At 63.4% G+C, this 25,522-nt stretch carries 23 protein-coding genes; 16 read left to right on the forward strand and 7 right to left on the reverse strand.

Features of this window, described 5'->3' with window-relative positions:
* Positions 1-19: 19 nt before the first annotated feature.
* The 5 genes from CDV49_RS02620 to CDV49_RS02640 all read right to left on the reverse strand — a co-directional run bounded on the left by CDV49_RS02620 (position 20) and on the right by CDV49_RS02640 (position 3,074).
* Positions 20-544 carry a DUF2076 domain-containing protein gene (locus tag CDV49_RS02620; RefSeq protein ID WP_088214027.1) on the reverse strand — a complete coding sequence of 175 codons (525 nt, stop codon included), beginning with the start codon at positions 542-544 and terminating at the stop codon, positions 20-22.
* 20 nt (positions 545-564) lie between these two features.
* On the reverse strand, positions 565-1,290 hold the full coding sequence (locus CDV49_RS02625) for a Bax inhibitor-1/YccA family protein (protein ID WP_088214028.1): 726 nt from the start codon (positions 1,288-1,290) through the stop codon (positions 565-567).
* 16 nt (positions 1,291-1,306) lie between these two features.
* A complete protein-coding gene (locus CDV49_RS02630; RefSeq protein ID WP_088214029.1) occupies positions 1,307-2,059 on the reverse strand; it encodes an anti-sigma factor family protein in 753 nt (250 codons plus the stop codon).
* Positions 2,046-2,573, reverse strand: a complete 528-nt coding sequence (locus CDV49_RS02635; RefSeq protein WP_088214030.1) for a sigma-70 family RNA polymerase sigma factor — start codon at positions 2,571-2,573, stop codon at positions 2,046-2,048. Before CDV49_RS02635 ends, CDV49_RS02630 begins: the two co-directional genes overlap by 14 nt.
* Positions 2,574-2,648: 75 nt before the next feature.
* Positions 2,649-3,074, reverse strand: a complete 426-nt coding sequence (locus CDV49_RS02640; protein WP_088214031.1) for an acyl-CoA thioesterase — start codon at positions 3,072-3,074, stop codon at positions 2,649-2,651.
* Between the two features lie 173 nt (positions 3,075-3,247).
* Between CDV49_RS02640 and CDV49_RS02645 the strand changes: the two genes are divergently transcribed.
* Complete coding sequence (locus CDV49_RS02645) at positions 3,248-4,126, forward strand: alpha/beta hydrolase (RefSeq protein ID WP_179209098.1); 879 nt, start codon at positions 3,248-3,250, stop codon at positions 4,124-4,126.
* On the opposite strand, the gene pdxY is transcribed toward CDV49_RS02645, so the two are convergent.
* The gene (gene pdxY, locus CDV49_RS02650) at positions 4,123-4,944 is read right to left on the reverse strand and encodes a pyridoxal kinase (protein ID WP_088214033.1); all 822 of its coding nucleotides are present in this window, start codon (positions 4,942-4,944) and stop codon (positions 4,123-4,125) included. The two genes, CDV49_RS02645 and pdxY, sit on opposite strands and share 4 nt — an antisense overlap.
* Before the next feature lie 345 nt (positions 4,945-5,289).
* On the opposite strand from pdxY, the gene CDV49_RS02655 reads away from it, so the two are divergent.
* The 10 genes from CDV49_RS02655 to nrdF all read left to right on the forward strand — a co-directional run bounded on the left by CDV49_RS02655 (position 5,290) and on the right by nrdF (position 17,425).
* A complete protein-coding gene (locus tag CDV49_RS02655) occupies positions 5,290-6,081 on the forward strand; it encodes a FadR/GntR family transcriptional regulator (RefSeq protein ID WP_088214034.1) in 792 nt (263 codons plus the stop codon).
* On the forward strand, positions 6,078-7,583 hold the full coding sequence (locus CDV49_RS02660; protein WP_088214035.1) for an ABC transporter substrate-binding protein: 1,506 nt from the start codon (positions 6,078-6,080) through the stop codon (positions 7,581-7,583). Before CDV49_RS02655 ends, CDV49_RS02660 begins: the two co-directional genes overlap by 4 nt.
* A 54-nt stretch (positions 7,584-7,637) precedes the next feature.
* Positions 7,638-8,585: an ABC transporter permease gene (locus CDV49_RS02665; RefSeq protein WP_088214036.1), complete on the forward strand. Its 948-nt coding sequence runs from the start codon at positions 7,638-7,640 to the stop codon at positions 8,583-8,585.
* On the forward strand, positions 8,582-9,454 hold the full coding sequence (locus CDV49_RS02670) for an ABC transporter permease (protein WP_088214037.1): 873 nt from the start codon (positions 8,582-8,584) through the stop codon (positions 9,452-9,454). Before CDV49_RS02665 ends, CDV49_RS02670 begins: the two co-directional genes overlap by 4 nt.
* A 9-nt stretch (positions 9,455-9,463) precedes the next feature.
* A complete protein-coding gene (locus CDV49_RS02675; protein WP_088214038.1) occupies positions 9,464-11,245 on the forward strand; it encodes a gamma-glutamyltransferase family protein in 1,782 nt (593 codons plus the stop codon).
* 1 nt (position 11,246) lies between these two features.
* Positions 11,247-13,064 carry an ABC transporter ATP-binding protein gene (locus tag CDV49_RS02680; protein ID WP_088214180.1) on the forward strand — a complete coding sequence of 606 codons (1,818 nt, stop codon included), beginning with the start codon at positions 11,247-11,249 and terminating at the stop codon, positions 13,062-13,064.
* Between the two features lie 438 nt (positions 13,065-13,502).
* On the forward strand, positions 13,503-13,724 hold the full coding sequence (gene nrdH / locus CDV49_RS02685) for a glutaredoxin-like protein NrdH (protein ID WP_035711562.1): 222 nt from the start codon (positions 13,503-13,505) through the stop codon (positions 13,722-13,724).
* Positions 13,725-13,736: 12 nt separating this feature from the next.
* The gene (gene nrdI, locus CDV49_RS02690) at positions 13,737-14,126 is read left to right on the forward strand and encodes a class Ib ribonucleoside-diphosphate reductase assembly flavoprotein NrdI (RefSeq protein WP_088214039.1); all 390 of its coding nucleotides are present in this window, start codon (positions 13,737-13,739) and stop codon (positions 14,124-14,126) included.
* Between the two features lie 59 nt (positions 14,127-14,185).
* A complete protein-coding gene (gene nrdE, locus CDV49_RS02695) occupies positions 14,186-16,261 on the forward strand; it encodes a class 1b ribonucleoside-diphosphate reductase subunit alpha (protein WP_218821878.1) in 2,076 nt (691 codons plus the stop codon).
* Positions 16,262-16,447: 186 nt separating this feature from the next.
* The gene (nrdF, locus tag CDV49_RS02700) at positions 16,448-17,425 is read left to right on the forward strand and encodes a class 1b ribonucleoside-diphosphate reductase subunit beta (protein ID WP_088214041.1); all 978 of its coding nucleotides are present in this window, start codon (positions 16,448-16,450) and stop codon (positions 17,423-17,425) included.
* A gap of 434 nt (positions 17,426-17,859) precedes the next feature.
* Here nrdF and CDV49_RS02705 read toward each other — a convergent pair whose 3' ends face one another.
* A complete protein-coding gene (locus tag CDV49_RS02705) occupies positions 17,860-19,104 on the reverse strand; it encodes a Zn-dependent hydrolase (RefSeq protein WP_088214042.1) in 1,245 nt (414 codons plus the stop codon).
* A 287-nt stretch (positions 19,105-19,391) separates the two neighbouring features.
* On the opposite strand from CDV49_RS02705, the gene CDV49_RS02710 reads away from it, so the two are divergent.
* The 5 genes from CDV49_RS02710 to CDV49_RS02730 all read left to right on the forward strand — a co-directional run bounded on the left by CDV49_RS02710 (position 19,392) and on the right by CDV49_RS02730 (position 25,500).
* Positions 19,392-20,939 carry an ABC transporter substrate-binding protein gene (locus tag CDV49_RS02710; protein ID WP_088214043.1) on the forward strand — a complete coding sequence of 516 codons (1,548 nt, stop codon included), beginning with the start codon at positions 19,392-19,394 and terminating at the stop codon, positions 20,937-20,939.
* A gap of 74 nt (positions 20,940-21,013) precedes the next feature.
* Entirely contained in the window at positions 21,014-21,991 is a 978-nt protein-coding gene (locus tag CDV49_RS02715; protein ID WP_088214044.1) for an ABC transporter permease, read from the forward strand.
* Between the two features lie 9 nt (positions 21,992-22,000).
* Complete coding sequence (locus CDV49_RS02720) at positions 22,001-22,840, forward strand: ABC transporter permease (RefSeq protein WP_088214045.1); 840 nt, start codon at positions 22,001-22,003, stop codon at positions 22,838-22,840.
* A gap of 8 nt (positions 22,841-22,848) precedes the next feature.
* The gene (locus CDV49_RS02725; protein WP_088214046.1) at positions 22,849-24,444 is read left to right on the forward strand and encodes an ABC transporter ATP-binding protein; all 1,596 of its coding nucleotides are present in this window, start codon (positions 22,849-22,851) and stop codon (positions 24,442-24,444) included.
* A gap of 33 nt (positions 24,445-24,477) precedes the next feature.
* Entirely contained in the window at positions 24,478-25,500 is a 1,023-nt protein-coding gene (locus CDV49_RS02730; RefSeq protein ID WP_088214181.1) for a histone deacetylase family protein, read from the forward strand.
* The last annotated feature ends 22 nt before the right edge of the window (positions 25,501-25,522 follow it).

Here is a 25,522-nt window from a genome sequence, read left to right on the forward strand (position 1 = left end):
GCCCACCCCGCGGGAGAGATCAGAACTCCTCCCAGTCTCCGCCGTCGTCAAACCCCATGTCCGCTGGCTCTTCAGGGCTTTCGCCTGCCTCTGCAGAGCCTGCGAACATGCCGCCTATGGCATTGGCAAGCATCATGCCGCCCGCGACGCCCATTGCTGTCTGCGCCGCACCGCCCAGAAAGCCGCCGCTCCGGCCGGGTTGTGCCATGCCCGGCGCCGGCTGACCGAGGGATTGGCCGACCGGCTGACGGGGCCGAGGCGCAGCCCCGGGGCCGCCCAGAAGACGCGAGAGAAAACCGCCCTGACCGCCTTGCCGCGCCGCATGGACCTGCGCTTCCAGATCGGCAATCCGTGCCTCCGCAGCGTTCAGGGCCTGCTCCTGCACGACAACCGTCTGGGCCAGATAATAGGGTGCGCCGGGCTGACGGGCGACCTGCTGCGCAATGAAGGCTTCCGCCTCTCCGTCACGCTGGGGGGATTGACGCTCTACATCCGCGAGCTTGCCGAAAAGGCCCGCGATCGCCTGTTTGTCGTTGTGATCCATGAGAGCCGATGTCCTTTCGGTTATTCCTCCCGCTCGCCGGTAAGGCTCAGCAGGAGCTGGAAGATGTTGACGAAGTTCAGATAAAGCGACAGCGCACCCATCACGGCCAGTTTGCCCTGCGTTTCGCTGTCATGATGCTCGGAGTATTGAAGCTTGATGTTCTGCGTGTCCCAGGCGGTCAGCCCGACAAACACAATGATGCCGATGACGGAGACCGCGAACTGCAGGGCCGAGGAACCAAGGAAGATATTGATGACGCTGGCGAGAACCACGCCGATCAGGCCCATGAACAGGAAGCTGCCCATTTTGGTCAGGTCGCGCCGGGTCGTGTAGCCGTAGAGGCTCATCGCCCCGAACATGGCCGCCGCACCAAAGAACGCGCGCCCGATCGATACGCCGGTAAACACGAGGAATACGGAGGCGAGCGACAGTCCCATGACCGCACAGAAGGCCCAGAACAGCGTCTGCGCCGTGCTCGCGCTGATGGCCTCGATGCGGAAGGAAAAAAAGAAGATGAACGCCAGCGGCGCAAACATCACCACCCATTTCAAGGGGGTGGAGAAGATGGGAACATAGAGCGCCGGCACGGAGGCCACCAGCATTGCCACCGCCGCGGTAAGCACGAGCCCGATGCCCATGTAGTTGTAAACGCGCAGCATATGCGCGCGCAGACCCGCGTCGAAGGCAGCAGGGTTTGCCGCCGCGGGCGCGAAGCCGGCGCTCCGCCCGCGATAACTGTCGTTCATGGGATACTCCTGTTGGTCAATAGAGGGTTCTGGACAGCCGCTCCGCTGCGACACGCAGCCGTTCGGTATCCGTTTCGGCGAGCAGGACATGCGCCGTCTCGCCGATCTGGAACCAGACGATGGCGATGCCGCCCCGCTGCTCGGACGCTGGCAGAGTGACGGCAAAGCCACCCGGGCGCGCGGCGAAGACATGGAGGCGACCCATGTCTTCGGTGTCGAAGGTGATCTCCACGCCCGGTCCCTGCGGGGAGGGAAAGATCTGCGCGTCCCGGAGGGTCCAGCCGCTGTCGTAGAGCGGCAGGATGATGCCGGTGGCGGCGCGGATTTCCCCCCGATCCATGTGCTGGAACGGCGGTTGTGACGGCATGGAAAAGCGCAGGTTGCCCGCATCGCGTGCCGCAAGGGCAGCTTCCACGACGGCCGGCGGCGGGACAGAGGCCGACAGGGGGCGGATCCCCGTATGCGCCACCCAACCCGCAACCATCAGCGCGCAGGCCGGCAGGAGGCGCAGCGCCCGGCGAAGATGGCGATCACGGGCGATACCCCGCGCGAGCTTCCCTGCGGCCCGGCCCGTCCTGCGGTTTCCGGCAGCCGGTACGGCCGTTGCGAGGCGAAGCTCGTCGCGGATGCGCAAATCGGCCATCACCCGCGCGGCGGCATCCGGGCGCGCTGCGAGCCACTGCTCCACCCGCGCGCGTTGCCAAAGGTCGAGCTGGTCATCCACATAGGCGTCGAGATCGATCTCCGTTACCTGATCAGCCGCGGCCATTGCGCCCTCCGACAACCTGAAGTGCCGGCCGCGCGGGCCCTTCCTCGAATTCCCGCAGTCGCGCGCGGGCGCGGGAAATGCGCGACATGATGGTGCCGATCGGAACCCCCGCGACGTCGGCGGCCTCCGCATAGGTGAGCCCCTCAATCGCGACGAGGTGCAGTGCTTCGCGCTGGTCCTGCGGAAGATCGAGAAAGGCCGTGCGGATCTGTGACAGGCGGACGACGGCTTCCTGCGGTGCCTCGGCGCTTTGCGGGGCGGCAAGACTGGTTGCCACGATCCGCCGCGCCTCCGCCGTCCGGCTGCGGTAGCGGTCGACGAAGACGTTGTGCAGGATGCCGAACAGCCAACCGCGGATATTGCCGCCTGCCCGGAGCGTGCCGCGTGCCTCATGCCCTCTCAACAGGGCCTCCTGCACGAGGTCTTCGGCCTCTCCCTCATCGCGGGAAAGGGTCAGGGCATAGCGGCGGAGCGCGGGGAGATCGTCAAGGATCGGGTCGGTCTTGCGGGTCATCGTGCTCCATATACGGAGTCACGGTGCGAAACATTCCCTGCTCAGGGGCTGACAAACTGTCGCAGGCCGCGCCGGTCAGACAGCGACGGACTGCAGATAGGCCAGCGCCGCTTCCGAAATCGGGCGGGACCGGCGCGTTTCTTCATCCATCAACACCAGAACGGAAATGCCGGTCGCCACACAGCGTCCATTGTGAAAGATCGCCTGCCGGAGCGTGAGCGAACTCCGCCCGACACGTGCCACGGACGTGCCGATCTGCACCTCTCCGGGCCAGCGCAGTTCCGCCCGGAAGTCCAGTTCCAGCCGCGCAATGACGTAGGAGGCGCCATTCTCACGCAGGGGAGAGGCGGCATCGAACAGCAGCTCCACGCGCCCCGTCTCCAGAAGCGTGGAGAACACCGCGTTGTTGACATGGCCCTGCCGGTCCGTGTCGCCGTAGCGCAGCTTGTCGCGGCTGAGCAGCTGGAAATCCTCTGGCGCGGGCTCGGGGGTCTGTGTCATTCTGCATCTCCGTGGGCGAGGCTGGCGGTTGTCAGCCGCCGGACGGTAGCGGCGGTCCTTCCCTTGTGCAAGCGGCGGAAGGCGCTCCAATGGCTTGCAATGGTTCGCCATTCCGGTCTAGACGATCCAGAGCCAGCCGTCGCCAGCCAATGTTCTGCGCTTGTGGAGCCGCGATGACCCTGACCAGGCGCCAGTTGATGATGACACCCCTCGCTTTTGGTCTTGGTGCCATGGCGTCTTCTGCCTCAGCCGAGGCTGCGCCATTTTCAGACACATCGGTCGATGCTTCCCACGCCAGTCACGATTTTTCCCGGTTGGAGATTTCCACCGCGGCGGGTGCCTACTGGCTCTTTCTCTTCACTCCACGGGGAGAGCCGCCGCCAAAGGGGTGGAGATCCCTCTGGATGCTCGATGGAAATTCGGTCTTCGACCGCCTGTCGCCTGAGTTGCTTGCGGCCCATCCCGATGTTGCAGTCATCGCTGTGGGCTATCCCGCGAGGGAGGGGGTGGACCTGCGGCGCAGAACCCTCGATTATACGCCTGCGACCGCCGGTTCCAATGTCGATCCTCGTCACCCCGACCGGCAGACTGGCGGCGATGCGTCTTTCCGTACGGCGTTGACCGGCCCGCTCCGGCAGGCGGTGGAGGAGCGGATGCCCCTCGACCCTGCGCGGCGCACGCTTTGGGGGCACTCCTACGGCGGGCTATTTACGATCTCGACCCTGTTCGCGTCACCGGAAAGCTTCCGCTGTTGGGTGCCCGTCAGCCCCTCGACAGGGTTCGGTGAAGGGGCGCTCTTTGTGGCGGAGCGGACAGCGCGTCGGGTGCCGGGCGGTATCGCACCGGTCCATATCCTGCTGGGAGACCGGGAGCGCAGGCGCAATAGCTCCGCGGCTTCCACGCCCGCTCCCTCTCCGCAGACAATGGCCCTTGTAGAGCGGTTGGGCGAACGACCGGACCTGGCCGTCCGCGTGACCGTGCTTGAGGGTCTGGGACACGGCGCGACCTTTGCCGCTTCGTTTCCGGCTGCCTTTGCCGCCGGGGCGGTTTAGGGCGCGAAAGCCGGTCCGCCCTCGGATGGCGTCAGGCGCAGTTCCGCCTCGCCCGAGCGCCAGGTGAGGTCGATGGCTGCCAGAGTCGCGGCAACCGCCGCGCGAAGTGCGCCTTCGACGGGTTTTCCCAAGGCCAGATGTGCCGCAAACAGCCCGGCCAGAAGGTCTCCCGTTCCGCAGGGCCGGATGGGCAGGCGGGGCGTTGCGATCCGGGTAAGGTTTCCGTCCTGCCAGAGAACGGTCTCGAGCTGGTTCTGCCCCGTGTCGGTGAGCGTGCATCCCGTCGCCACGATGACCTGCGGCCCCCGCTTGGCAAGCGTCGCGCAGGCGGTACGAAGGTCGTCTTCGGTAGCGGTGTCGCAGCCGGAGAGGCGTTGAAGCTCGAACTGGTTCGGCGTGATGACATCTGCGCAGGGTAGCAGGCGCGTGGCCACGGTCTCTTCGATGCCCGGAGCGACGAAAACCTTGCCGTCATCGCCGAGCACAGGGTCGCAGACATAGCGCAGCGCCGGATTGCGGGACCGGGCGCGTTCTATGAAATCCGCCACCGCCCCGGCATTGGCGGCGGAGCCGAGATAGCCCGACAACACCACGGACGCTGTATCGACCAATCCGCGCTCCTCAACGCCACGCAGAAGGTCGGCCACCAGATCGGCGTCCAGCACCCGACCGCGGGTTGTGGGATAGCGTGGATGGTTTGAGAGCAGAGTGGTCGGCACCGGCGCCACGCTCACGCCAGTGGCCAGCATCGGATACAGCGCGGCGCTGTTGCCGACATGACCATGCACTACCTGGCTCTGGATCGAGATGACGTGCATCGGGCCTCCTGGCATGGAATTGGAGAATTGGCGTGTCCCCACGCCTGGCCTTCAATACTTGCCGCGCAGCGGGGAAGAAAGTGCAACATGCTCATCCCGGTAAATGGTTCACGCGCAAACTTCAGCGCAATGCCTCCTATCTCTGGCCAGTCCTTTCTTTTGACGCGGTCTTGGGATCTGATTCTGTCTGAGATGAGGGGTTGAGGGATACTCTGATTAATATGATGACAAATTCCGCAGATATATGCCTTATTAATGTGCAATAATAAGAGGATTGAAAAGAATGTTGCAGAAGAAGAAGCGAACCAGTTGAACCAATGCGGCTATTGGTTCAAGAAGAACCAAATGACGAGATTGGTTCATACGAAGTCCGCGCCGGCTGAGGAGGCGAGTGGCAGTTCCACCTACGCCTTGGAGCGGCTGCGCCGCTATATCGACGATCTTCTGCATCAGCCGGGCGCGCGCCTGCCGACGGAGCGCCAACTCGTCGTGGAGCTGGGCGTGGGGCGGCGGGCAGTTCGGCGCGCGCTGGAGGTGCTGGAAGCCGAAGGTCTTATCCGCCGCAAGCAAGGAGCAGGGACGTTCGTGGGCGGCCTGCACCCGCTTCCAGAAGCCACGCGCGATCTGGTGACGATGACAGATCTCTTGGAGATCATGGAAGTCCGCCTGCGCCTGGAGCCGCAACTCGCCCAGCTTGCTGCCCTGCGCGCGCGTCCCGAGCAGGTCTCGCGGATGCGGGTCATCGCGGAGCGGATCCGCGATTATCAGGATCCCGACGAGGGTGAACTCTGGGATGGCGCGCTCCACCGTCTGATCGCACAGGCGGCGGGCAACACGCTCTTTCTGTCGCTGTTCGACATCGTGAACCGCATCCGTCAGGACGATGCCTGGCAGCGGACACGGGATCAGATGCGAAGCGAGACATCCCGCGCCCCGATCTTCGAGCAGCACAGCGCCGTGGTGCAGGCCATCGCCGACCGGGATCCGGGCGCTGCGGGGGAGGCCATGCGTGACCACCTGATGTTCCTCCACAACAAGCTGATCGGTCAGACAATCTACGACGCCGCGCTCTTTCGCGAGGCACAGCACAACTCCAATCTTTCACAGTCCCTGCCAGACGGAGACCCGACGCCATGAAGACCTCTCTCCTGTCCGCCGCCGCGCTTGTCGCGCTGATGGCCGCGATGCCTGCCAGTGCCGCGGATATCCGCATCGGGCTTCAGGACGATCCCGACACGCTGGACCCGCACCAGTCCCGCGCCTTCGTCGCGCGCATTGTTTACACCGGCCTGTGCGACAAGCTGGTGGACGTGTCGCAGGACGTGGAGATCGTCCCCCAACTTGCGACCTCGTGGGAGTATCGCGAGGAGGGCAAGGTGCTGGTCATGCAGCTGCGCGACGGGGTGAAGTTCCACGATGGCACGCCGTTCAACGCGGAAGCGGTCGTGTTCAACATCGAACGTGCGATGACCATGCCGGAGTCCCGTCGTAAGAGCGAGCTTTCCTCTGTCGAGAAGGTGGAGGTAACCGGTCCGCTTGAAGTGACCTTTACCTTGAAGGCGCCCGATGCCTCGCTTCTCGCGCAGCTTTCGGATCGGGCTGGAATGATGCTGTCGCCCAAGGCCGCGCAGGAGCTGGGCGCGAATTTCGGCTCCAACCCTGTCTGCTCGGGACCGTTCAAATTCGTTCAGCGCGTGCAGCAGGACCGGATCGTTCTGGAGAAATTCGCGGACTACTGGAACGCCGACAACATCCATCTGGACAAGGTGACCTATCTGCCGATCCCCGATACCTCGGTGCGCGTGGCGAACCTGCGGTCGGGTGACCTCGACATGGTGGAGCGCGTCGCCGCGACGGATGTCGCCACGGTGCAGGGCGATGCCGGTCTCCAGACTGCCGAGTCCGTGGGGCTTGGTTACATGGCGATCTATGCCAATGTGGCGAACGGGCCGCGGGCGGAAAATCCGATCGGGCAGGATGCGCGCGTGCGCAGGGCCTTCTCGCTCGCCATTGATCGGGACGCGCTGATCCAGGTCGTGTTTGCGGGCATCGGGCGCGCGGGCAACCAGCCCTGGCCGCCCACCAGCCCGTGGTATGACAAGGACATCCCGGTTCCCAAGCGCGACGTTGCCGCGGCGAAGGCGCTCCTGAAGGAAGCGGGGGTCGATCGGGTGCAGGTGGAGATCCAGCACGCCAACAACCCCGTCGTCTCGCAGGTCATGCAGATGATACAGGCGATGGTGGCGGAGGCGGGCTTTGACGTCACGCTCCGCGCGACGGAGTTCGCGACGCTGCTGAACGAGCAGACGGCGGGCAACTACCAGCTCAGCCGTTCCGACTGGTCCGGGCGGCCGGACCCGGACGGAAACCTCCATCAGTTCGTGACCTGCAACGGCGGGATCAACGATACGAAATACTGCAACCCGGAGGTGGACCAGCTTCTGAACGAAGCCCGCGCTGCGACGGATACCGCCGCGCGGAAGGAGAAATACGCCGCCGCGACCGCGATCCTCGATCGTGACCTGCCCATCATCTACCTCGGCCACCAGTCCTATGTGTTCGGCTTCAAGAAGTCGGTGACCGGCTTCACCGCCTATCCGGATGGGATGATCCGCCTTACGGGCGTCAACGTCGAGTAAGCCTTTGGCGTCGCGCGGCCTGGTCGCGCGACGTCCCACGCAAGGGAGAGCGACATGCTCCGCTACATCGCCCGCCGCCTTCTGGTGGCGCTGCCGACGCTGCTTCTGGTGTCGATCTTCGTCTTTCTGCTGCAGAAGCTGCTGCCCGGCGATCCGATCCTCGCGCTTGCGGGGGAGGAGCGTGATGCGGCGACGCTCGACTTCCTGCGGGAGCAGTATCATCTGAACGATCCGCTCATCAGTCAGTATTTCCGCTGGCTGGGCGGGGTGCTTACCGGTGATTTCGGCACATCGCTTCGCACGGGTCAGCCGGTGCTGGAGCTGATACTCGAGAAACTTCCCGTCACGCTGCAACTTGCGGTGATGGCGATGGCCTTCGCACTGGTGATCGGTGTGCCCTTCGGCATCCTTGCGGCCACGCGAAAGAACACCTTCATCGACTATGCCGCCAACTTCGTGGCGCTGAGCGGGCTTTCTATCCCCAACTTCTGGTTGGGCATCCTGCTGATCCTGCTGGTTTCTGTGAATCTCGGCTGGCTGCCCGCTTCCGGTTACGAGTCGCCCTTCGTCGATCCGGTGCGTTCGCTCCAGACCATGGTGATGCCGGCCTTCGTACTGGGGACCGGGCTTGCCGCAGCGCTGATGCGGCACACGCGCTCCGCCATGCTGGGTGTGCTGCGGAGCGACTATATCCGCACCGCCAAGGCGAAGGGGCTGACACGGCGGGAGATCGTCATGGGCCATGCCTTCCGTAACGCCCTGCTGCCGATCATCACGCTTTCCGCCTTACTGTTCGGAGAACTGTTGGCCGGGGCGGTGCTGACAGAGCAGATCTTTACCATTCCGGGTTTCGGCAAACTGATCGTGGATGCCGTTTTCAACCGGGATTACGCCGTCGTGCAGGGCGTGGTGCTGTGCACCGCCGTCGCCTTCATCCTGATGAACCTGATTGCCGACGTGCTCTACGTCGTGCTGAACCCGCGTATGAGGTCAACGCTGTGAGCGCCGCCGACACCACAATCGCCCCCGTCGCCGCCCGGTCCCCGAGCCGGGCCTGGCGGAAGTTCAAGCGCAACCGCGCGGCTCTGGCGGGGTTTATCGTCATCGCCTTCTTTGCCGCGCTCGCGATGCTGGCACCTCTGCTGCCCATCGCCGATCCGCTCGCCACGAGCTGGACGGCCATTCGCCTTCCGCCTTCCGCCGAGCACTGGATGGGGACCGATGAGATCGGCCGCGACGTGTTCTCCCGCATGATCTGGGGTGCACAGGCATCCCTGATGGCGGGGATCGTGTCGGTGGCCATCGCGGTACTGACCGGCGTGCCGCTCGGTCTGCTGGCCGGGTATTTCGGCGGCTGGGTCGATCTGGTCATCAGCCGGGTGACGGAGGCGCTGCTCGCCATGCCGTTTCTCATCATGGCGATCGCGCTCGCCGCCTTCCTCGGGCCGAGCCTGACAAACGCGATGATCGCCATCGGGCTTTCCGCCATGCCGATCTTCATCCGGCTGACCCGTGGTCAGGCGATGGCCGTCAAGACCGAGGACTATGTAGAAGGCGCGCGCTCCATCGGCCTGTCGCACACAGAGATCATGGGTCGTTACGTTCTGCCGAACATCATCCCCCCGATCATCGTGCAGGCGACGCTGACCGTGGCGACCGCGATCATCGCGGAGGCGTCGCTGTCCTTCCTCGGCCTTGGCCAGCAGGCCCCTGCGCCGAGCTGGGGCTCCATGCTCAACACCGCCAAGAACTTCCTCAGCCAGGCGCCGTGGCTCGCGCTCTGGCCGGGGGTTGCGATCTTCCTTGTCGTGATCGGCTTCAACATGCTCGGCGACGGGCTGCGCGATGCGCTCGACCCGCGCGAAAACTGAGAGATAGAGATGACCAAGTTCACCACCCGTCCCGAAATCCTCGGCCGTTTCGGCGCTGTCACTTCCACCCACTGGATCGCCACCGCGGTTGGCATGAGCATACTGGAGAAGGGCGGCAATGCCTTCGACGCCGCTGTCGCCACCGGCTTCGTGCTGCAGATCGTGGAGCCGCATCTGAACGGGCCGGGCGGCGACATGCCGGCCATCGTCTATTCCGCCGCCAATGATCGTGTGGACGTGATCTGCGCCCAGGGACCGGCCCCTGCGAAAGCCACCATCGAACATTACCGCTCCGAGGACATCGACCTGATCCCCGGTGACGGGCTGCTCTCCACGGTCATTCCGGGTGCATTCGACGGTTGGATGCTGATGCTCCGGGATTATGGCACGATGACGGTGCGCGAGGTGCTGGAACCCGCGATCCATTATGCGGAGGACGGTCATCCCGTGCTGGCCCGCGTCTCGGCCACCATCGAGGGGCTGGGCGAGTTCTTCGAGAAGGAATGGCCGACCTCGCATGAAACGTGGCTGCCGGGGGGCTCCGCGCCTGCGCCGGAATCGAACTTCCGCAATCCGGTGCTGGCGGAGACGTGGAAGCGCATAGTGGCGGAGGCGGAAGCAGCCGGCTCCCGCGAGAAGGGCATCGAAGCGGCCCGGAACGCCTTCTATCGCGGCTTTGTCGCGGAGGCGATTCAGAGCTACCTTGATACGGCAGAAGTGATGGATGCGACCGGCGCGCGGCACAAGGGCGTGCTGTCGGCCGAAGATATGGCCGGTTGGCAGGCGACCGTGGAGGAGCCGCTGACCTATGATTACCACGGCTGGCAGGTTGCCAAGACGGGGCCGTGGGGGCAGGGGCCCGTCATGGCGCAGGCATTGGCGCTGCTGAAGGGGTATGACCTTGCCGCCATGGACCCGCTGGGCCCTGATTTCGTGCATACGGTGGTGGAGGCGATGAAGCTCGCCTATGCGGATCGCGAGGTTTACTACGGTGACCCGGATTTCGCGGATGTCCCGCTCGGCGCGCTGCTGTCGGACGGCTACAACGACGCGCGGCGGAAGCTGATCGGGGCGGAGGCGTCGATGGAGCTGCGCCCCGGTGTCGTGCCCGGTTTCGAGGCCCAGCGGAAGCTTGCGCTCTCCGTCATTGGCGGGCTGGAGAAGGGCGCCGTTTACGAACCGACCATGTCGCACCTGACGGAGAAGCGGGGGGACACCGTTCATATCGACGTGGTGGACCGCTGGGGGAACATGGTCTCCACCACGCCTTCGGGCGGCTGGCTGCAATCCTCGCCGATCATTCCGGGGCTGGGGTTCTGCCTGAACAGCCGTGCGCAGATGTTCTGGCTGCGCCCGGGGCTGCCGACCTCGCTCGCACCGGGCAAGCGCCCGCGGACCACGCTGACGCCCTCGCTCGCGCTCAAGGACGGGCGGCCGACGCTGGCCTTCGGCACGCCGGGCGGCGATCAGCAGGACCAATGGCAACTCGCCTTCTTCCTGCGTTACGTCCATCACGAAGGCAATCTTCAGGCAGCGATCGACCAACCCCTGTTCCACTCCACCCACTTCCCGGCGTCCTTCTATCCCCGCACCTCCGAACCCGGCGGCGTGATGATCGAGGACCGGATGGGCGACGCGACCATCGCCGAGCTGCGCCGGCGGGGCCACAAGCTCACGGTGGCCGACGGCTGGTCCATCGGGCGGCTGACGGCGGCGCGGCGCGAGAGGGACGGGCTGATCCGTGCCGCCGCGACGCCCCGGCTCATGCAGGCCTATGCGGTGGGCCGCTGATATGGCGGGAGCCACGAACGCGCCGGTCCTGGCGGTCAGAAACCTCACCACCTCCTTCCACACCGACGAGGGCTGGAAGCCGGTGGTGCGCAACGTCTCCTTCGAGATCCACGCTGGCGAGACGCTCGCCATCGTGGGGGAGTCGGGGTCGGGCAAGAGCGTGACGTCACTCTCCGTCATGCGGCTGCTCGACCCCGCGCAATCCCGCATCGAGGGGGAGGTGCTGCTGAACGGGCGCAGTCTCACCGCCCTCTCCGAAGGCGAGATGCGGGAGATACGCGGCAACGACATCGCGATGATCTTTCAGGAGCCGATGACCTCGCTGAATCCGGTCTATACCGTGGGACGGCAGATCTCCGAGGTGTTGATCCGTCACCGTGGGCTGGACCGCCGTGCCGCGCGCGGGGAAACGGTGCGGCTGATGGAGAAGGTGCGCATTCCCAACGCGGCCGCGCGCTTTGACGAATATCCCCATCAGTTCTCCGGCGGCATGCGGCAGCGGGTGATGATCGCCATGGCGCTGGCCTCGCGTCCGAAGCTGCTCATCGCGGATGAGCCGACGACGGCGCTGGACGTGACGATCCAGGGGCAGATCCTCGACCTCATAAAGGAATTGCAGGCGGAGGAGGGGATGGCTGTCCTCTTCATCACGCATGACATGGGCGTGGTGGCCGAAATCGCGGATCGCACGGTTGTCATGTTCCGCGGTGACGTGGTGGAAACCGGCGATACGGCGCAGATCTTCCACGACGGGCAGCATCCCTACACGCGGGCGCTGCTTGCCGCCGTGCCCAGGCTCGGCTCGATGGAGGGGCAGAAATGGCCGCTCCGTTTCCCGAAGGTGGACATGGCGACGGGCGCGATCACCGCAGAACCGCCGGTGGCCGATACGGTGAGTGACGCAGCCCCCGTGCTGTCGGTCCGCAACCTCGTCACCCGCTTCAAGGTGGGGTCCGATCTGCTGGGCCGCCCGACGGGAGAGGTCCATGCGGTACAGGATGTCTCGTTCGACCTCTTTCCGGGGGAGACGCTGGCGCTGGTGGGCGAATCGGGCTGTGGCAAATCGACCACTGGCCGCTCCGTCGCGCGGCTGGTGGAGCCGACGTCCGGCGCGGTTACCCTTGACGGTCGGGATGTGCTGACCCTCGGCACCGCAGGATTGCGAGACCTGCGGCGTTCCGTGCAGATGATCTTTCAGGATCCGTTCTCCAGCCTGAACCCCCGCATGACGGTGGGGCAGGCGGTGACGGAACCCATCGTCAAGCACGGCATTGCCAGCGGACAGGCTGCGCGACAGAAAGCGGCCTCGCTGCTGGAGCAGGTGGGCCTCTCCAGTACCATGATGGACCGCTATCCGCATGAGTTCTCGGGGGGGCAGCGGCAGCGCGTGGCCATTGCGCGCGTGCTGGGTCTCAACCCCAAGGTCATCGTTGCGGATGAGAGCGTCTCCGCGCTCGACGTGTCGATCAAGGCGCAGGTCTGCAACCTGTTGATGGATCTGCAACAGGAGTTCGGGATCGCCTACCTGTTCATCAGTCACGACATGGCGGTGGTGGAACGGGTGAGCCACCGGGTCGCGGTGATGTATCTGGGCGAGATCGTGGAGATCGGCCCGCGGGAGGCGATCTTCGGCAATCCGCAGCATCCCTATACCAAGCGACTCATCTCTGCCGTTCCCGTTCCCGATCCCGCCCGCCGGAGCCTGCGGCGGGGCCTGATGACCGAGGAGCTAAAGAGCCCGGTCCGCCCGCGAGGATTCGAACCGCCGCAGCGGCGGTGGGAGGATCTGGGGGCAGGGCATCTGGTAATGGCCGCCTGACAGCAACAGTCCGTTTCCTTGGGATGAAAGAGGGGGCTGGAAAAGGCTCCCTCTTTTGCAGTTTACGCCTCTCTCGGCCGTCAGGAGGGCGATTGATGCGTTGCCGAAGGGTGCGGCTGGACGAAAATTGCAAAATGCTGGAGAGTGGTATCTGGCCTCTTGAGTTCGGCGAAAGTTCCTGTAGACACCAGCGCGAAACCAGCTACCATATGTAGCGTTCAGGAAGCCCGGCCCCCCTAGGGATACGGCAGGCGAGGAGGGGATGCTCCCCTTTTCGCTGGGATCAGCGGCGCGCCGGAAGGTTCCGGTCTTCGTTGGTCGGGGCAGATACCGAGCCTGGGCGCCATGATCAACGGGCGGATTGCCTGACGGAACGATCGCTGCCTGTGCATCGGTCGGATCGCCATGCTCCGCCATCAACGTCCTGAGGAACCTGCGATGAGCGTCACTGTCTATTCCAAGCCCGCCTGCGTGCAATGCACAGCCACCACGCGCGCGCTCGACAGCCGCGGCATTGGCTACACCGTCATCGACCTGACGGAGGATGCCGAGGCGATGGAGCGGGTGCAGGCCATGGGATATCGTCAGGCGCCGGTCGTCGTGGCGGGCAGCGAGCACTGGGCCGGATTCCGCCCGGACCGCATCGCCACGCTGGCCTGAGGCAGCGCTGCGGTGATCGCCTTCTACTCCACCGCCTCGGGGAACACCGCGCGATTCATCGCGCGGCTCGGCGTTCCGGCGGTGCGGTTGGCGGAACCGCCGGTGGAACCCTTCGTGCTTGTTACGCCCACCTATGCGGATGGCGAGGGGCGGGGAGCAGTGCCGAAACCGGTTATCCGCTTCCTCAACGACGCCGCCAACCGGAGGCTGATCCGGGGCGTGATCGCTGGGGGCAACAGGAATTTCGGGGAATTCTTCGCCCGCGCGGGCGATGTCATCGCAATGAAATGCGGAGTTCCGCTCCTCTACCGGTTCGAGCTTTCGGGCACGGATGAGGATGTGGCGCGCGTCAGATCAGGATTGGAACGGTTTTGGACACGGCAGCTCTCTCCAGCCCAGTGAGGAAAGAAAAATCGATCCCGGAGGAGTTCCGCGGGCTCGATCATCACGCGCTGAACGCGATGCTGAACCTCTATGACAACGAGGGCCGCATCCGTTTTGACGCAGACCGCTATGCGGCGCACAAGTATTTCCTCGACCACGTGAACCAGAACACGGTCTTCTTCCATTCGCTGGAGGAGAAGCTCGATTATCTGGTGGAGGAGGGATATTACGAGGCGGAGGTTCTGAACCAGTATGCGCCCGCCTTCCTGCGCCGGATCTGGGACGCGGCCTTTGCACGGAAGTTCCGCTTTCCGACCTTCCTCGGCGCCTTCAAATATTACACCAGCTATACGCTGAAGACCTGGGACGGCAAACGCTACCTCGAACGTTACGAGGACCGGGTGGTGATGGTTGCACTGGCGCTCGCGCAAGGGGACGAAGACCTTGCCATGCGCCTGATGGAGGAGGTCATCTCCGGCCGCTTCCAGCCCGCGACGCCCACCTTCCTCAATGCCGGCAAGAAGCAGCGGGGAGAGCTGATCTCCTGCTTCCTGCTGCGGATCGAAGACAACATGGAGTCTATCGGACGCTCCATCAACTCCGCGCTGCAACTGTCGAAACGCGGCGGGGGTGTCGCGCTGATGCTGACCAACCTGCGGGAGTCCGGTGCGCCGATCAAGGGGATCGAGAACCAGTCTTCGGGCGTGATCCCCGTCATGAAACTGCTGGAGGACAGCTTCTCCTACGCCAACCAGCTCGGCGCGCGTCAGGGAGCGGGGGCGGTCTATCTCAACGCGCATCACCCCGACATCCTGCGCTTCCTCGACACCAAGCGGGAGAATGCGGATGAGAAAATCCGCATCAAGACGCTCTCGCTCGGCGTGGTGATCCCCGACATCACCTTTGAACTCGCGAAGCGGGACGAGGACATGTATCTGTTCTCCCCGCACGATATCCAGAAGGTCTATGGCCGTCCGTTCTCCGAGATTTCCGTGACGGAGAAGTATCGGGAGATGGTGGACGACCCCCGGATCCACAAGAAGAAGATCAAAGCCCGCGAATTCTTCCAGATCATCGCAGAGATCCAGTTCGAATCCGGCTATCCCTACATCATGTTCGAAGACACGGTGAACCGCGCGAACCCGGTTGCGGGGCGCATCACCATGTCCAACCTGTGCTCGGAGATCCTGCAGGTCAACGAAGCCTCCACCTATCATGACGATCTGTCCTACGATCACATGGGGACGGACATCTCCTGCAACCTCGGGTCGCTGAACATCGCGGCAACGATGGATGGCCCGGATTTCGGCGCCACGGTGGAAACGGCGATCCGTGCGCTGACGGCTGTGTCGGACATGTCGTCGATCGATAGCGTGCCCTCCATCCGGCGTGGGAACGACGAAAGTCACGCCATCGGTCTGGGCCAGATGAACCTGCACGGCTATCTGGCGCGGGAGAGGATCCACTACGGATCGGAAGAAGGTATCGACTTCACCTCGGTCTATTTCGCGACGATCCTCTATCACGCCGTCCGCGCCTCCAATGCGCTGGCGCGTGAGCGCGGGCAGTCGTTCAAGGGCTTCGAGAATTCGAAATATGCCGACGGGTCGTTCTTTGACAAATACACCACGAAGGATTGGCTGCCCAAGACGGATCGGGTGACGGAGATCTTCGCCGGCCTGCCGCTCCCGACCCGCGAAGACTGGGCCGCGCTCCGGGCGGCGGTCATGCGTGACGGGCTGTATAATCGTAACCTGCAGGCGGTGCCGCCGACCGGCTCGATCAGCTACATCAACAACTCGACCTCCTCGATCCATCCCATCGTGTCCAAGATCGAGATCCGCAAGGAAGGCAAGATCGGCCGCGTCTATTACCCCGCGCCCTTCATGTCCAACGAGAACCTAGAATACTACCGCGACGCCTATGAGATCGGGCCGGAGGCGATCATCGACACCTATGCCGCGGCGACCGAGCACGTCGATCAGGGCCTGTCGCTGACTCTGTTCTTCCGCGACACGGCGACGACGCGGGACATCAACCGGGCGCAGATCTACGCCTGGAAGAAGGGCATCAAGACGATCTACTACATCCGCCTGCGCCAGATGGCGCTGGAAGGGACCGAAGTGCAGGGCTGCGTGTCCTGCACGCTCTGAGCAGTTCTGCTGTGGGAGGGGCGCCGTCTTGCAGATGGCGCCCCTCCATTTAGCTGATGCTGTAATTTTAGCCACCACATATGGACGACGGGTCGCCAGCGCCGAGTGTCTGCGGTAAGATAGCTCGAATCGGCGCAGCGGGTGAGATGCTCGCCGCGGGAAGCCCTCCAACTCGGGAACAAGACCATGAAGGACAACGTGCAATCCCGCGTCGTCGCGCGCGCCGTGAACTGGAACCGCCTGCAAGACGATAAGGACCTGGAGGTCTGGAATCGCCTGACGGGCAATTTCTGGTTGCCGGAGAAGGTTCCGCTGTCCAACGACATCCCCTCATGGTCGACGCTGACTGCGGAGGAGCGCCGGCTGACGATCCGCGTGTTCACCGGCCTGACTCTGCTCGATACCGTGCAGAACACCGTGGGCGCGCCCGCACTCATGACCGATGCCGCGACCCAGCATGAGGAGGCCGTGCTCTCAAACATCGCGTTCATGGAGGCGGTGCACGCGCGGTCCTACTCCTCCATCTTCTCCACGCTCTGCCTGACTGCCGAGGTGGATGAAGCGTTTCGGTGGGCTGAGGAAAACGAGCACCTTCAGAAAAAAGCGCGCCTGATCCTTGACGAATATAACGCCAACTCAGACCCGCTACGCCGCAAGATAGCCAGCGTGTTTCTTGAAAGCTTCCTCTTTTATTCGGGTTTCTACCTGCCGATGTGGTGGTCATCCCGGGCAAAGCTGACCAACACTGCCGACCTTATCCGCCTTATTATTCGCGACGAGGCGGTGCATGGCTATTATATCGGTTACAAGTTCCAACGCGCGCTTGAGCGGCTCCCGGAAGCGAAACGCGCGGAAGCCAAGGACTTTGCCTTTGCGTTGATGTTCGATCTGTATGAAGTCGAATCTCGCTATACCGCCGAGCTTTATGATGGTGTGGGTCTTACGGAAGATGTGAAGAAATTCCTGCATTATAATGCCAATAAGGCATTGATGAATCTGGGATATGAATCGCTTTTTCCCACATCCGTGACTGATGTGAACCCTGCAATCCTGTCTGCTCTTTCCCCCAATGCGGATGAAAATCACGACTTTTTCTCTGGCTCCGGATCAAGCTATGTCATTGGCCGCGCCGTTGCTACCGAGGATGACGACTGGGATTTCTAACCCGCCGGCCGGAAGCACCGGGTATTGTGCATGCGGCAATAGGTGTACTCCCGATTTCATACGCTGAGCTTTTACGCCAAAGGTTGGGCGAATATCACAAGCCTCTCGGAGCCATAGTTTATAAGAGCGACAACCTGATCATGGCTCGATAATCAGCGTCTATGGCGGCCCAGACAAAATCATCATTGTCTGGACCGACGACTGTTCTGTTCGTCCGTCAGCCAGAAATGTTCGCTCATCATGTGCCCCTGTTTGGGAGCTTGGAACTATCCGGGCTTAAAAGCAGCTTTCTAAGCCATGACGTTAGGGCGCTATCGCGCCCCTTCATATCCAGATGGCGCTCCGGCGAAATACAGGAAATCAAAAACCGCGATTTACGTTAACGTGCGCCGAGTGGCTCCCCGTGTAAGCGATAGTCATGGTTATGTAATGCGTTAGCGGTTCAACCGGCTGACGGCGCTGTGCAAAAGAATATCCATCCCGGCGCGCAAATCCTGCGGAGAACAGGCCTCGGCATTATTGTGAGTGATACCGCCACGGCAGGGAGTGAATATCATGGCCGTGGGGCAATGCATGGCCATATGATATGCATCGTGGCCGGCTTGAGACTGTATATCGCGCCAATTGTGATCCTGGCGGATCGCCTCGGACCGGATGAGATCAATAAGGTCCTGGTCGAAGATCGCTCCGCCCCAAGACCATTCATCCTCCACAACTGCCGTACACCCTGCTATCGCCGCAGCGGAAAATGCAGCGCGTCGCATCTTTTCAGCCATCACACCGGCGGTGACGGGATCGGGATGACGGACGTCGGCCACGCATTCCGCTGTTTCCGAAAGGATGCCCGGCTTGTTTGGCCATGCTGTCAGACGTGATCCGGTGGCCTTGCCGTCGTGAACAGCAAAATCCCAGCCGATGTCGTCCACTGCTGTCAGCCAGCGCGCACCTGCTATCAGCGCATTGTGGCGTAGGTCCATAGGCGTGGGCCCTGTATGGGCGGTTTGCCCCTCGAAGCGCACGCGCATGCCGTGGCTGGGATAGCCGCCGGTAACGACGCCAACCGCGCGCCGTTCCGCATCAAGGATCGGGCCCTGTTCGATATGCAGTTCGAAATAGGCATCAACACGGCCACCGGGTGCTGAACGCGTGCCGCGATAACCGATACGTTCCAGCTCATCCCCGAAACGGATGCCCTCGTCATCGACAAGATCACGCACCCAATCCGGTTCATATTTGCCGACGAACGCTCCAGAGGCAACCATCGGGGGGGAGAAACGAGCACCTTCCTCATTGGTCCAGTTGACAAGAACCAGCGGGCGCCGCGTGACATGGTCGAGGTCGTTCAGCGTTCGCGCCACCTCCAGGCCGGCCAGGACGCCGACGATACCGTCGAAGCGGCCGCCGTTGACCTGCGTGTCCAGGTGGCTGCCGATCATCACCGGCGGAAGGTCGTCACACTCTCCTGCCCGACGCGCGAAGATCGACCCGAGTTCATCGACTTCCACGGTCAGGTGCGCTTCTTCACACCAGCTTACGAAAAGGTCGCGCATCTCCCGATCAGCATCGCTGAGCGTGAGGCGCGAGAGCCCACCAGGCCTTCCGACTCCGATTTCGCTCGACCGTTCCATCGTGGTCCAGAACCGGTCAAGGTTCATGCGGCTGTCACCGGTGAAAGTCATCGCGCCATCCTTTCTGCTGTCGCGACAAGAAAAGCAGACGGCGCGGGCTATCACAAATAGGCTGAGGTAATGTCAGTCATCACTCATGGTCCGTTGCGTATTTGTAGCTAACATACTGTAGAGAAGTCATAAATTCATTGGCCGCGTTAACTGCATCCACCGATTTACCTGAACTATGATTGCCATAGCCCTAGTCTATTTGTCTCCTCCCGCCAGTTGCGGAGAATGGACCCACGCCATAAGAGCGCCCCGGACGGGCCAAGACAAAGACAACACAGGGATCTGCCATGAACCGTTTTCTCGCCGCCGCGCTAGCCGGTTTCCTCGCCATCGGCACAGCCTCCGCCGATCCGATGGCAGGAGGACGCGCGAATGTCGTCGTTCAGCCTGAGCCGCCGAGCCTGATGATGGGCCTGTTCCAGAACGCTCCGACCCAGATGGTTGGCGGAAACATCTATGAGGGGCTGCTGCGCTACGACAACGATCTCAACCCGATGCCGTCCCTGGCGAAGTCGTGGACGGTTTCGGAGGACGGGCGGACCTATACGTTCAATCTGGAGGACGGGGTGAAATGGCACGACGGAGCGCCGTTCAGCGCCGCCGATGTGGTATTCTCCGCCGATGTCTTCCTGCGCCAGTCGCATCCCCGCTTCCGCGCCGTGCTGACCCATGTCGAGTCGATCACTGCCCCTGACGATCATACGGTGGTCTTCCAGCTGAAGGCGCCGTTCGGCCCGTTCCTCAACTCCTTTGAGGTCGGCTCCATGCCGATCGTGCCCAAGCACATCTACGAGGGCACGGATTTCGCGACCAACCCGGCTAATAACACCCCCATCGGCACCGGCCCGTTCAAGTTCGCGGAATGGGTGAAGGGATCTTACATCCGGCTGGAGAAGAACCCCGACTACTGGGATGAGGGCAAACCCTACCTGGATGAAATCTACTGGCATGTGATCCCGGACGCCGCAGCCCGTGCCGTGGCCTATGAGACGGGGACGGTGGACATCCTGCCGGGCGGCGCGGTGGAGAACTTCGACGTTCCCCGGCTCACCGCACTCGACAACACCTGCGTCACGCAGAAAGGCTGGGAATTCTTCTCGCCGCAATCGTGGGTGTGGATCAACAACCGTCAGGGACCGACCGCCAACAAGGAGTTCCGGCAGGCGATCCTCTATGCGCTCGACCGCGAGTTCATCAAGGATGTTCTCTGGAACGGGTTGGGCAATGTCTCGAACGGCCCCTTCGCCGCAACGACGAAGTTCAACGATACCGACCTGTCGCCCTATCCCTTCGATCCCGACAAGGCGAAGGAGCTGGTGAAAGCGTCAGGCTACAACGGCGAGACACTGCGTCTCGTGCCCATGCCCTATGGTGAGACGTGGATGCGTCTGGCGGAAGTCATCAAGCAGAACCTCGCGGATGTGGGCGTGAAGGTCGATATCGTTGCGACCGATGTGGCGGGCTGGAACCAGCGGCTTGGTGACTGGGACTTCGATCTGTCCACGACATTCCTTTATCAGTATGGCGACCCCGCGCTCGGCGTGGCGCGGAATTATGTTTCGACGAATATCGCCAAGGGCTCGCCCTGGAACAACGTCGAGGGCTATTCCAATCCCGAAGTCGACGCGCTGTTCGAGAAAGGCGCCGCGACCATCAACCCCGAAGAGCGCGCCGCCCTCTACAAGGAGGTTCAGGCCAAGCTTTCGGAGGACGTACCGGTGGCGTGGCTTCTGGATCTCGGCTTCCCGACGATCGCGCGCTGCAACATCAAGGATCTCGTCACGACCGGCATCGGTCTGAACGACGGGTTCAAGAACGCGTATATCGAACGCTGATCCGCCCCGCACCCGCCCCTTGTACCGGCGGGTGCGCCCCGTCCCCCGATGGGACCTCCATTCAGGGCAGACCAATGAAACTCCTCACCCGCATTCTGTCGCGGCTGGTCAAGGCATGTCTGGTGCTGTTGGCCATCCTGGTGCTCAACTTTATCCTGATCCACATGGCACCCGGTGACCCGGCCAAGGTCATGGCCGGCGAGGCAGGTGCAACGGACGAGATCTTCCTGCAGCAATTGCGGGAGAAATTCGGTCTGGATCAGCCATTCTACGTCCAGCTGTGGCGTTACATAAGCGGCGTGTTGCAGTTCGATCTGGGCTATTCCTACCGCCAGCAGATGCCGGTGATCGACCTCATACTCGACCGCCTGCCGGCGACCCTGCTGCTGACGGGCACGGCCTTCGTGATCTCGCTGGTGTTGGGCGTGCTTGCCGGTGTGCTGGCTGCAAGCCGCGTGGGGCGGTGGTCGGATACACTGATCTCCTCCATAGCCCTTCTGTTCTACGCGACCCCCCTGTTCTGGGCGGCCTTGATGGGCGTGCTGCTCTTCTCCGTGACGCTGGGATGGCTGCCGCCCTTCGGCTACGAGACCGTGGGCTCCAACCTCACCGGCCTTGCCCGGATGGGCGATATCGCGGCGCATCTGGTGCTTCCGGCGCTGTCACTCGGCCTGTTCTTCATGGCGGTCTATTCGCGGATGACGCGGGCCTCCATGCTGGAGGTCGCCCAGATGGATTTCGTCAAGACCGCCCGTGCCAAGGGGCTTGCGCCCGGTGTGATCGAGCGTCGGCACATCCTCCGTAACGCGCTTCTGCCGATCGTGACGCTGGCGGGCCTGCAGGCGGGTCAGCTTGTGGGCGGCGCGGTGCTCACGGAGACGGTGTTTGCCTGGCCCGGCATCGGACGGCTCATGTTCGAAGCGCTGACGCAGCGGGACTACAACGTGCTGCTCGGCGTCTTCTTCATCTCCGCCGCAATGGTGATCGTGTTCAACCTTATCACCGATGTCATCTACGGGATCGTCGATCCCCGTATCCGGCTCGAGCGCTAGGAGAGGCCGATGAAAGATTTCCTCAAACGTTTTGCGACGAACAAGGGCGGCGTGATCGGGCTGGTGCTTCTATTGCTGGTTGTCGTCATCGCGGTGACGGCCCCCCTGCTCTTTCCCGGCAATCCGTGGCGGATGGTGCAGCGGCCCTTTCTGCCGCCGCTCGAGAACATGGCCTACCCGTTGGGCACGGACACATTGGGGCGCGACGTGGCTGCCGGACTGGCACATGGGGCACGGGTCTCGCTGCTGGTCGGCCTCGTCTCCACCCTCGCGGCGCTGCTGATCGGCATACCCGTGGGCGCGCTGGCCGGCTACTTCGGCGGCTGGGTGGATGACATTCTGATGCGGGTGACGGAGTTCTTCCAGACGGTGCCGAGCTTTGCGCTTGCCATCGTGCTGGTGGCGATCTTCGAGCCGTCCGTCGTCTCCATCACCCTTGCCATCGCCATCGTTTCCTGGCCGCCGGTCGCGCGGCTGGTGCGGGGGGAAGTGCTGTCGCTGCGCAAACGCGAATATATCGAAGCGGCGATCCTTCAGGGTCTGTCCAGCCGGTCCATCATTCTGGGGCAGGTGCTGCCGAACGCCGTTTCGCCGATCATCGTCATGGCGTCCCTGATGGTGGCCAGCGCGATCCTTCTGGAATCCTCGCTGTCCTTTCTGGGGCTGGGGGATCCCAACCTGCTATCGTGGGGTTACATGATCGGCGCGGCGCGGACGGTGATCCGGCAGGCGTGGTGGCTGTCCTTCCTGCCGGGCGCGGCCATCGTCATCACCGTGCTGGCGCTCAACCTGATCGGCGAAAGCCTGAACGACGCGCTGAACCCCCGCCTCGCGCGGCGAAAATCGTGAGGCCCGACATGCAGGACGCACTCCGTATCGAGACCCTCACCATAGCACTGCCCAAGGGTGCCGACCGCCCCCATGCGATCGAGGATGTGACGCTCACCCTCCACAGCGGACGGACGCTCTGTGTGGTGGGTGAATCCGGCTCGGGCAAATCCATGTCCGCCAATGCCGTGATGGGGCTGCTGCCGCAGGGTGTGCAGATCACCGGCGGGCGCATCCTGCTGGACGGCGCGGATATCACCCATCTGGACGAAGCGTCACGGGCTTCGCTTCGGGGGGCAAAGATCGCGATGATCTTTCAGGAACCGATGACGGCGCTCAATCCGCTCATGCGGATCGGGGCGCAGATCGCAGAGGTGTTCGAGGCGCATGGAAGGCTCGCCCCCGGCGAACGCGCGTCCCGCGCGCTGGAGCTTCTGAAAGAGGTCGGTATTCCCGACGCGGAACGGGCGCAATTCGCCTATCCGTTTCAGCTTTCCGGCGGTCAGCGGCAACGGGTGATGATCGCCATGGCCCTCGCGCTGGAGCCGGGTGTGCTCATCGCCGATGAGCCCACGACCGCGCTGGACGTCACGACCCAGGCACAGATCCTGACACTGATCCGGGAGTTGCAGCAGCGGCATGGCATGGCGGTGATGTTTGTCACCCACGATTTCGGCGTGGTGGCCGAGATCGCCGATGACGTTGCCGTCATGGAGCTCGGGCGGCTGGTGGAGAGCGGCCCCGCGGAGCAGGTTCTGAAGCATCCGTCCCACCCCTATACCCGCCGTCTGATCGACGCGATCCCAAAGGTCGATCTGGCCGCGAACCAGGAGCCGGAAGCGCCGCCGCTTCTTCAAGTCCGCCATCTGGTCAAGGAATTCACCAGCGGTGACCGGATCGTGCGGGCGAGCGACGATGTCTCCTTCGATCTGCTGCGGGGCGAAACGCTGGGGATCGTCGGCGAAAGCGGCTCCGGCAAATCGACGCTGGGGCGGATGATCGTGCAACTTGCCCGGCCCGATGCCGGGTCGATCACCATGGAGGGAACGGACATATCCACCCTTCGCGGAGCCGCTCTGAAAAGTCATCGCGGACGCATCCAGATGATCTTTCAGGATCCCTATGCCTCCCTCAACCCGCGTTCCCGCATCGGACGGATCCTGACCGAAGGCCCGATGGCGCATGGCAAGAGCCGCGCCGCGGCACTGACCCGCGCGCGCGAACTCCTGACGCTGGTGGGGCTCAACGAAAGTGCGATCGACCGCTATCCGCATGAATTCTCGGGCGGGCAGCGGCAGCGGATCGGAATTGCCCGCGCCCTCGCCCTCGACCCCGAAATCGTGGTCGCCGATGAAGCGGTGTCCGCGCTTGATGTCTCCGTGCAGGCCCAGGTGCTGGATCTGCTCGAGGATCTGAAGGCGCGGCTTGGCCTGACGCTCATCTTCATCACGCATGATCTGCGCGTGGCTGGCAAGATCTGCGACCGGGTTGCCGTCATGCAGAAGGGTCGTATCGTCGAAATAGGGCCGGTGGAGCAGGTGTTCCGCCACCCGCGTGAACATTACACCCAGAGCCTGCTGGCCGCCGCGCCGGGGCTGGAGCTTACCGGACAGGCGGCGGATTGACCGCCCCTTCCCAAACGAGACCGTGAGGATATGATGAAGGCCATCTTCGACGAACGCCAGCGCGCCCACGACCCCCGCTTCCGGCTGGAGAACGGACGTGTCGTGCTCAATCCCGACCGCCCCGACCGGGTGGCCGAACTGCTGCGTGGCGCGACGGAGGCCGGACTGGAGCTTGTCGCCAGCGAGGATCACGGGATGGCGCCGCTGGCCGCGATCCACACGCCGCGTTATCTCGACTACCTCCGCACCATCTGGGATCGTCGCATCGCGCTGGTTCCCGATCTTGAGGAAGTGGTGCCCGGCCGCTTCTGCCCCGACCGGACGATGTTCTACTCCGAGGAATCGGAGGCGCAGATCGGCTTCTTCAATGCCGACACCTCCTGCCCCGTTTCCGCCGCGACATGGGAGGCCGTCTATTGCTCCGCCCAGACCGCAGTCACCGGCGCGAAGCTGATCCTGTCGGGCGAGGCGAAGGCCTATGCGCTCTGCCGCCCCTCCGGCCATCACGCCTACCGGGAACTGGCGGGCGGGTTCTGCTTCCTCAACAATTCTGCCATCGCGGCGGAGCGGTTGCGCGCCGGTGGGCATCGCGTGGCCATCGTCGATATCGATGTGCACCATGGCAACGGCACGCAGGGCATCTTTTATGACCGGGACGATGTTCTGACGATCTCTCTCCACGTCGATCCCGCGCAGTTCTACCCCTACTATGCCGGCGGAAAGCAGGAGACCGGAGCCGGTCGCGGCCTGGGCTACAACGTCAACCTGCCGCTGCCACGCGGTATGGGAACGGACGGGTACCTCGCCGCGCTGGACATCGCGCTTGGCCAGGTACGGGCCTATGGGGCGACGGCGCTGGTCATTGCGCTCGGCCTCGACGCGCATGAGAATGACCCCTTCCGCGGGCTTGCCGTGACCACGCCGGGCTTTGCCGAGATCGGGCAGCGTTTTGCCGCTCTGGGCCTTCCTACTCTGGCGGTGCAGGAGGGTGGATACATGCAGCCGAGCCTTGGTGACAATCTGGCGAGCTTCCTGAAAGGGCTGCGGTCGGCGTAAGGGCCCGGCGTCCCGGCCAACC

It is taken from the genome of Haematobacter genomosp. 1 (assembly GCF_002196855.1).
Lineage (GTDB): Bacteria > Pseudomonadota > Alphaproteobacteria > Rhodobacterales > Rhodobacteraceae > Haematobacter.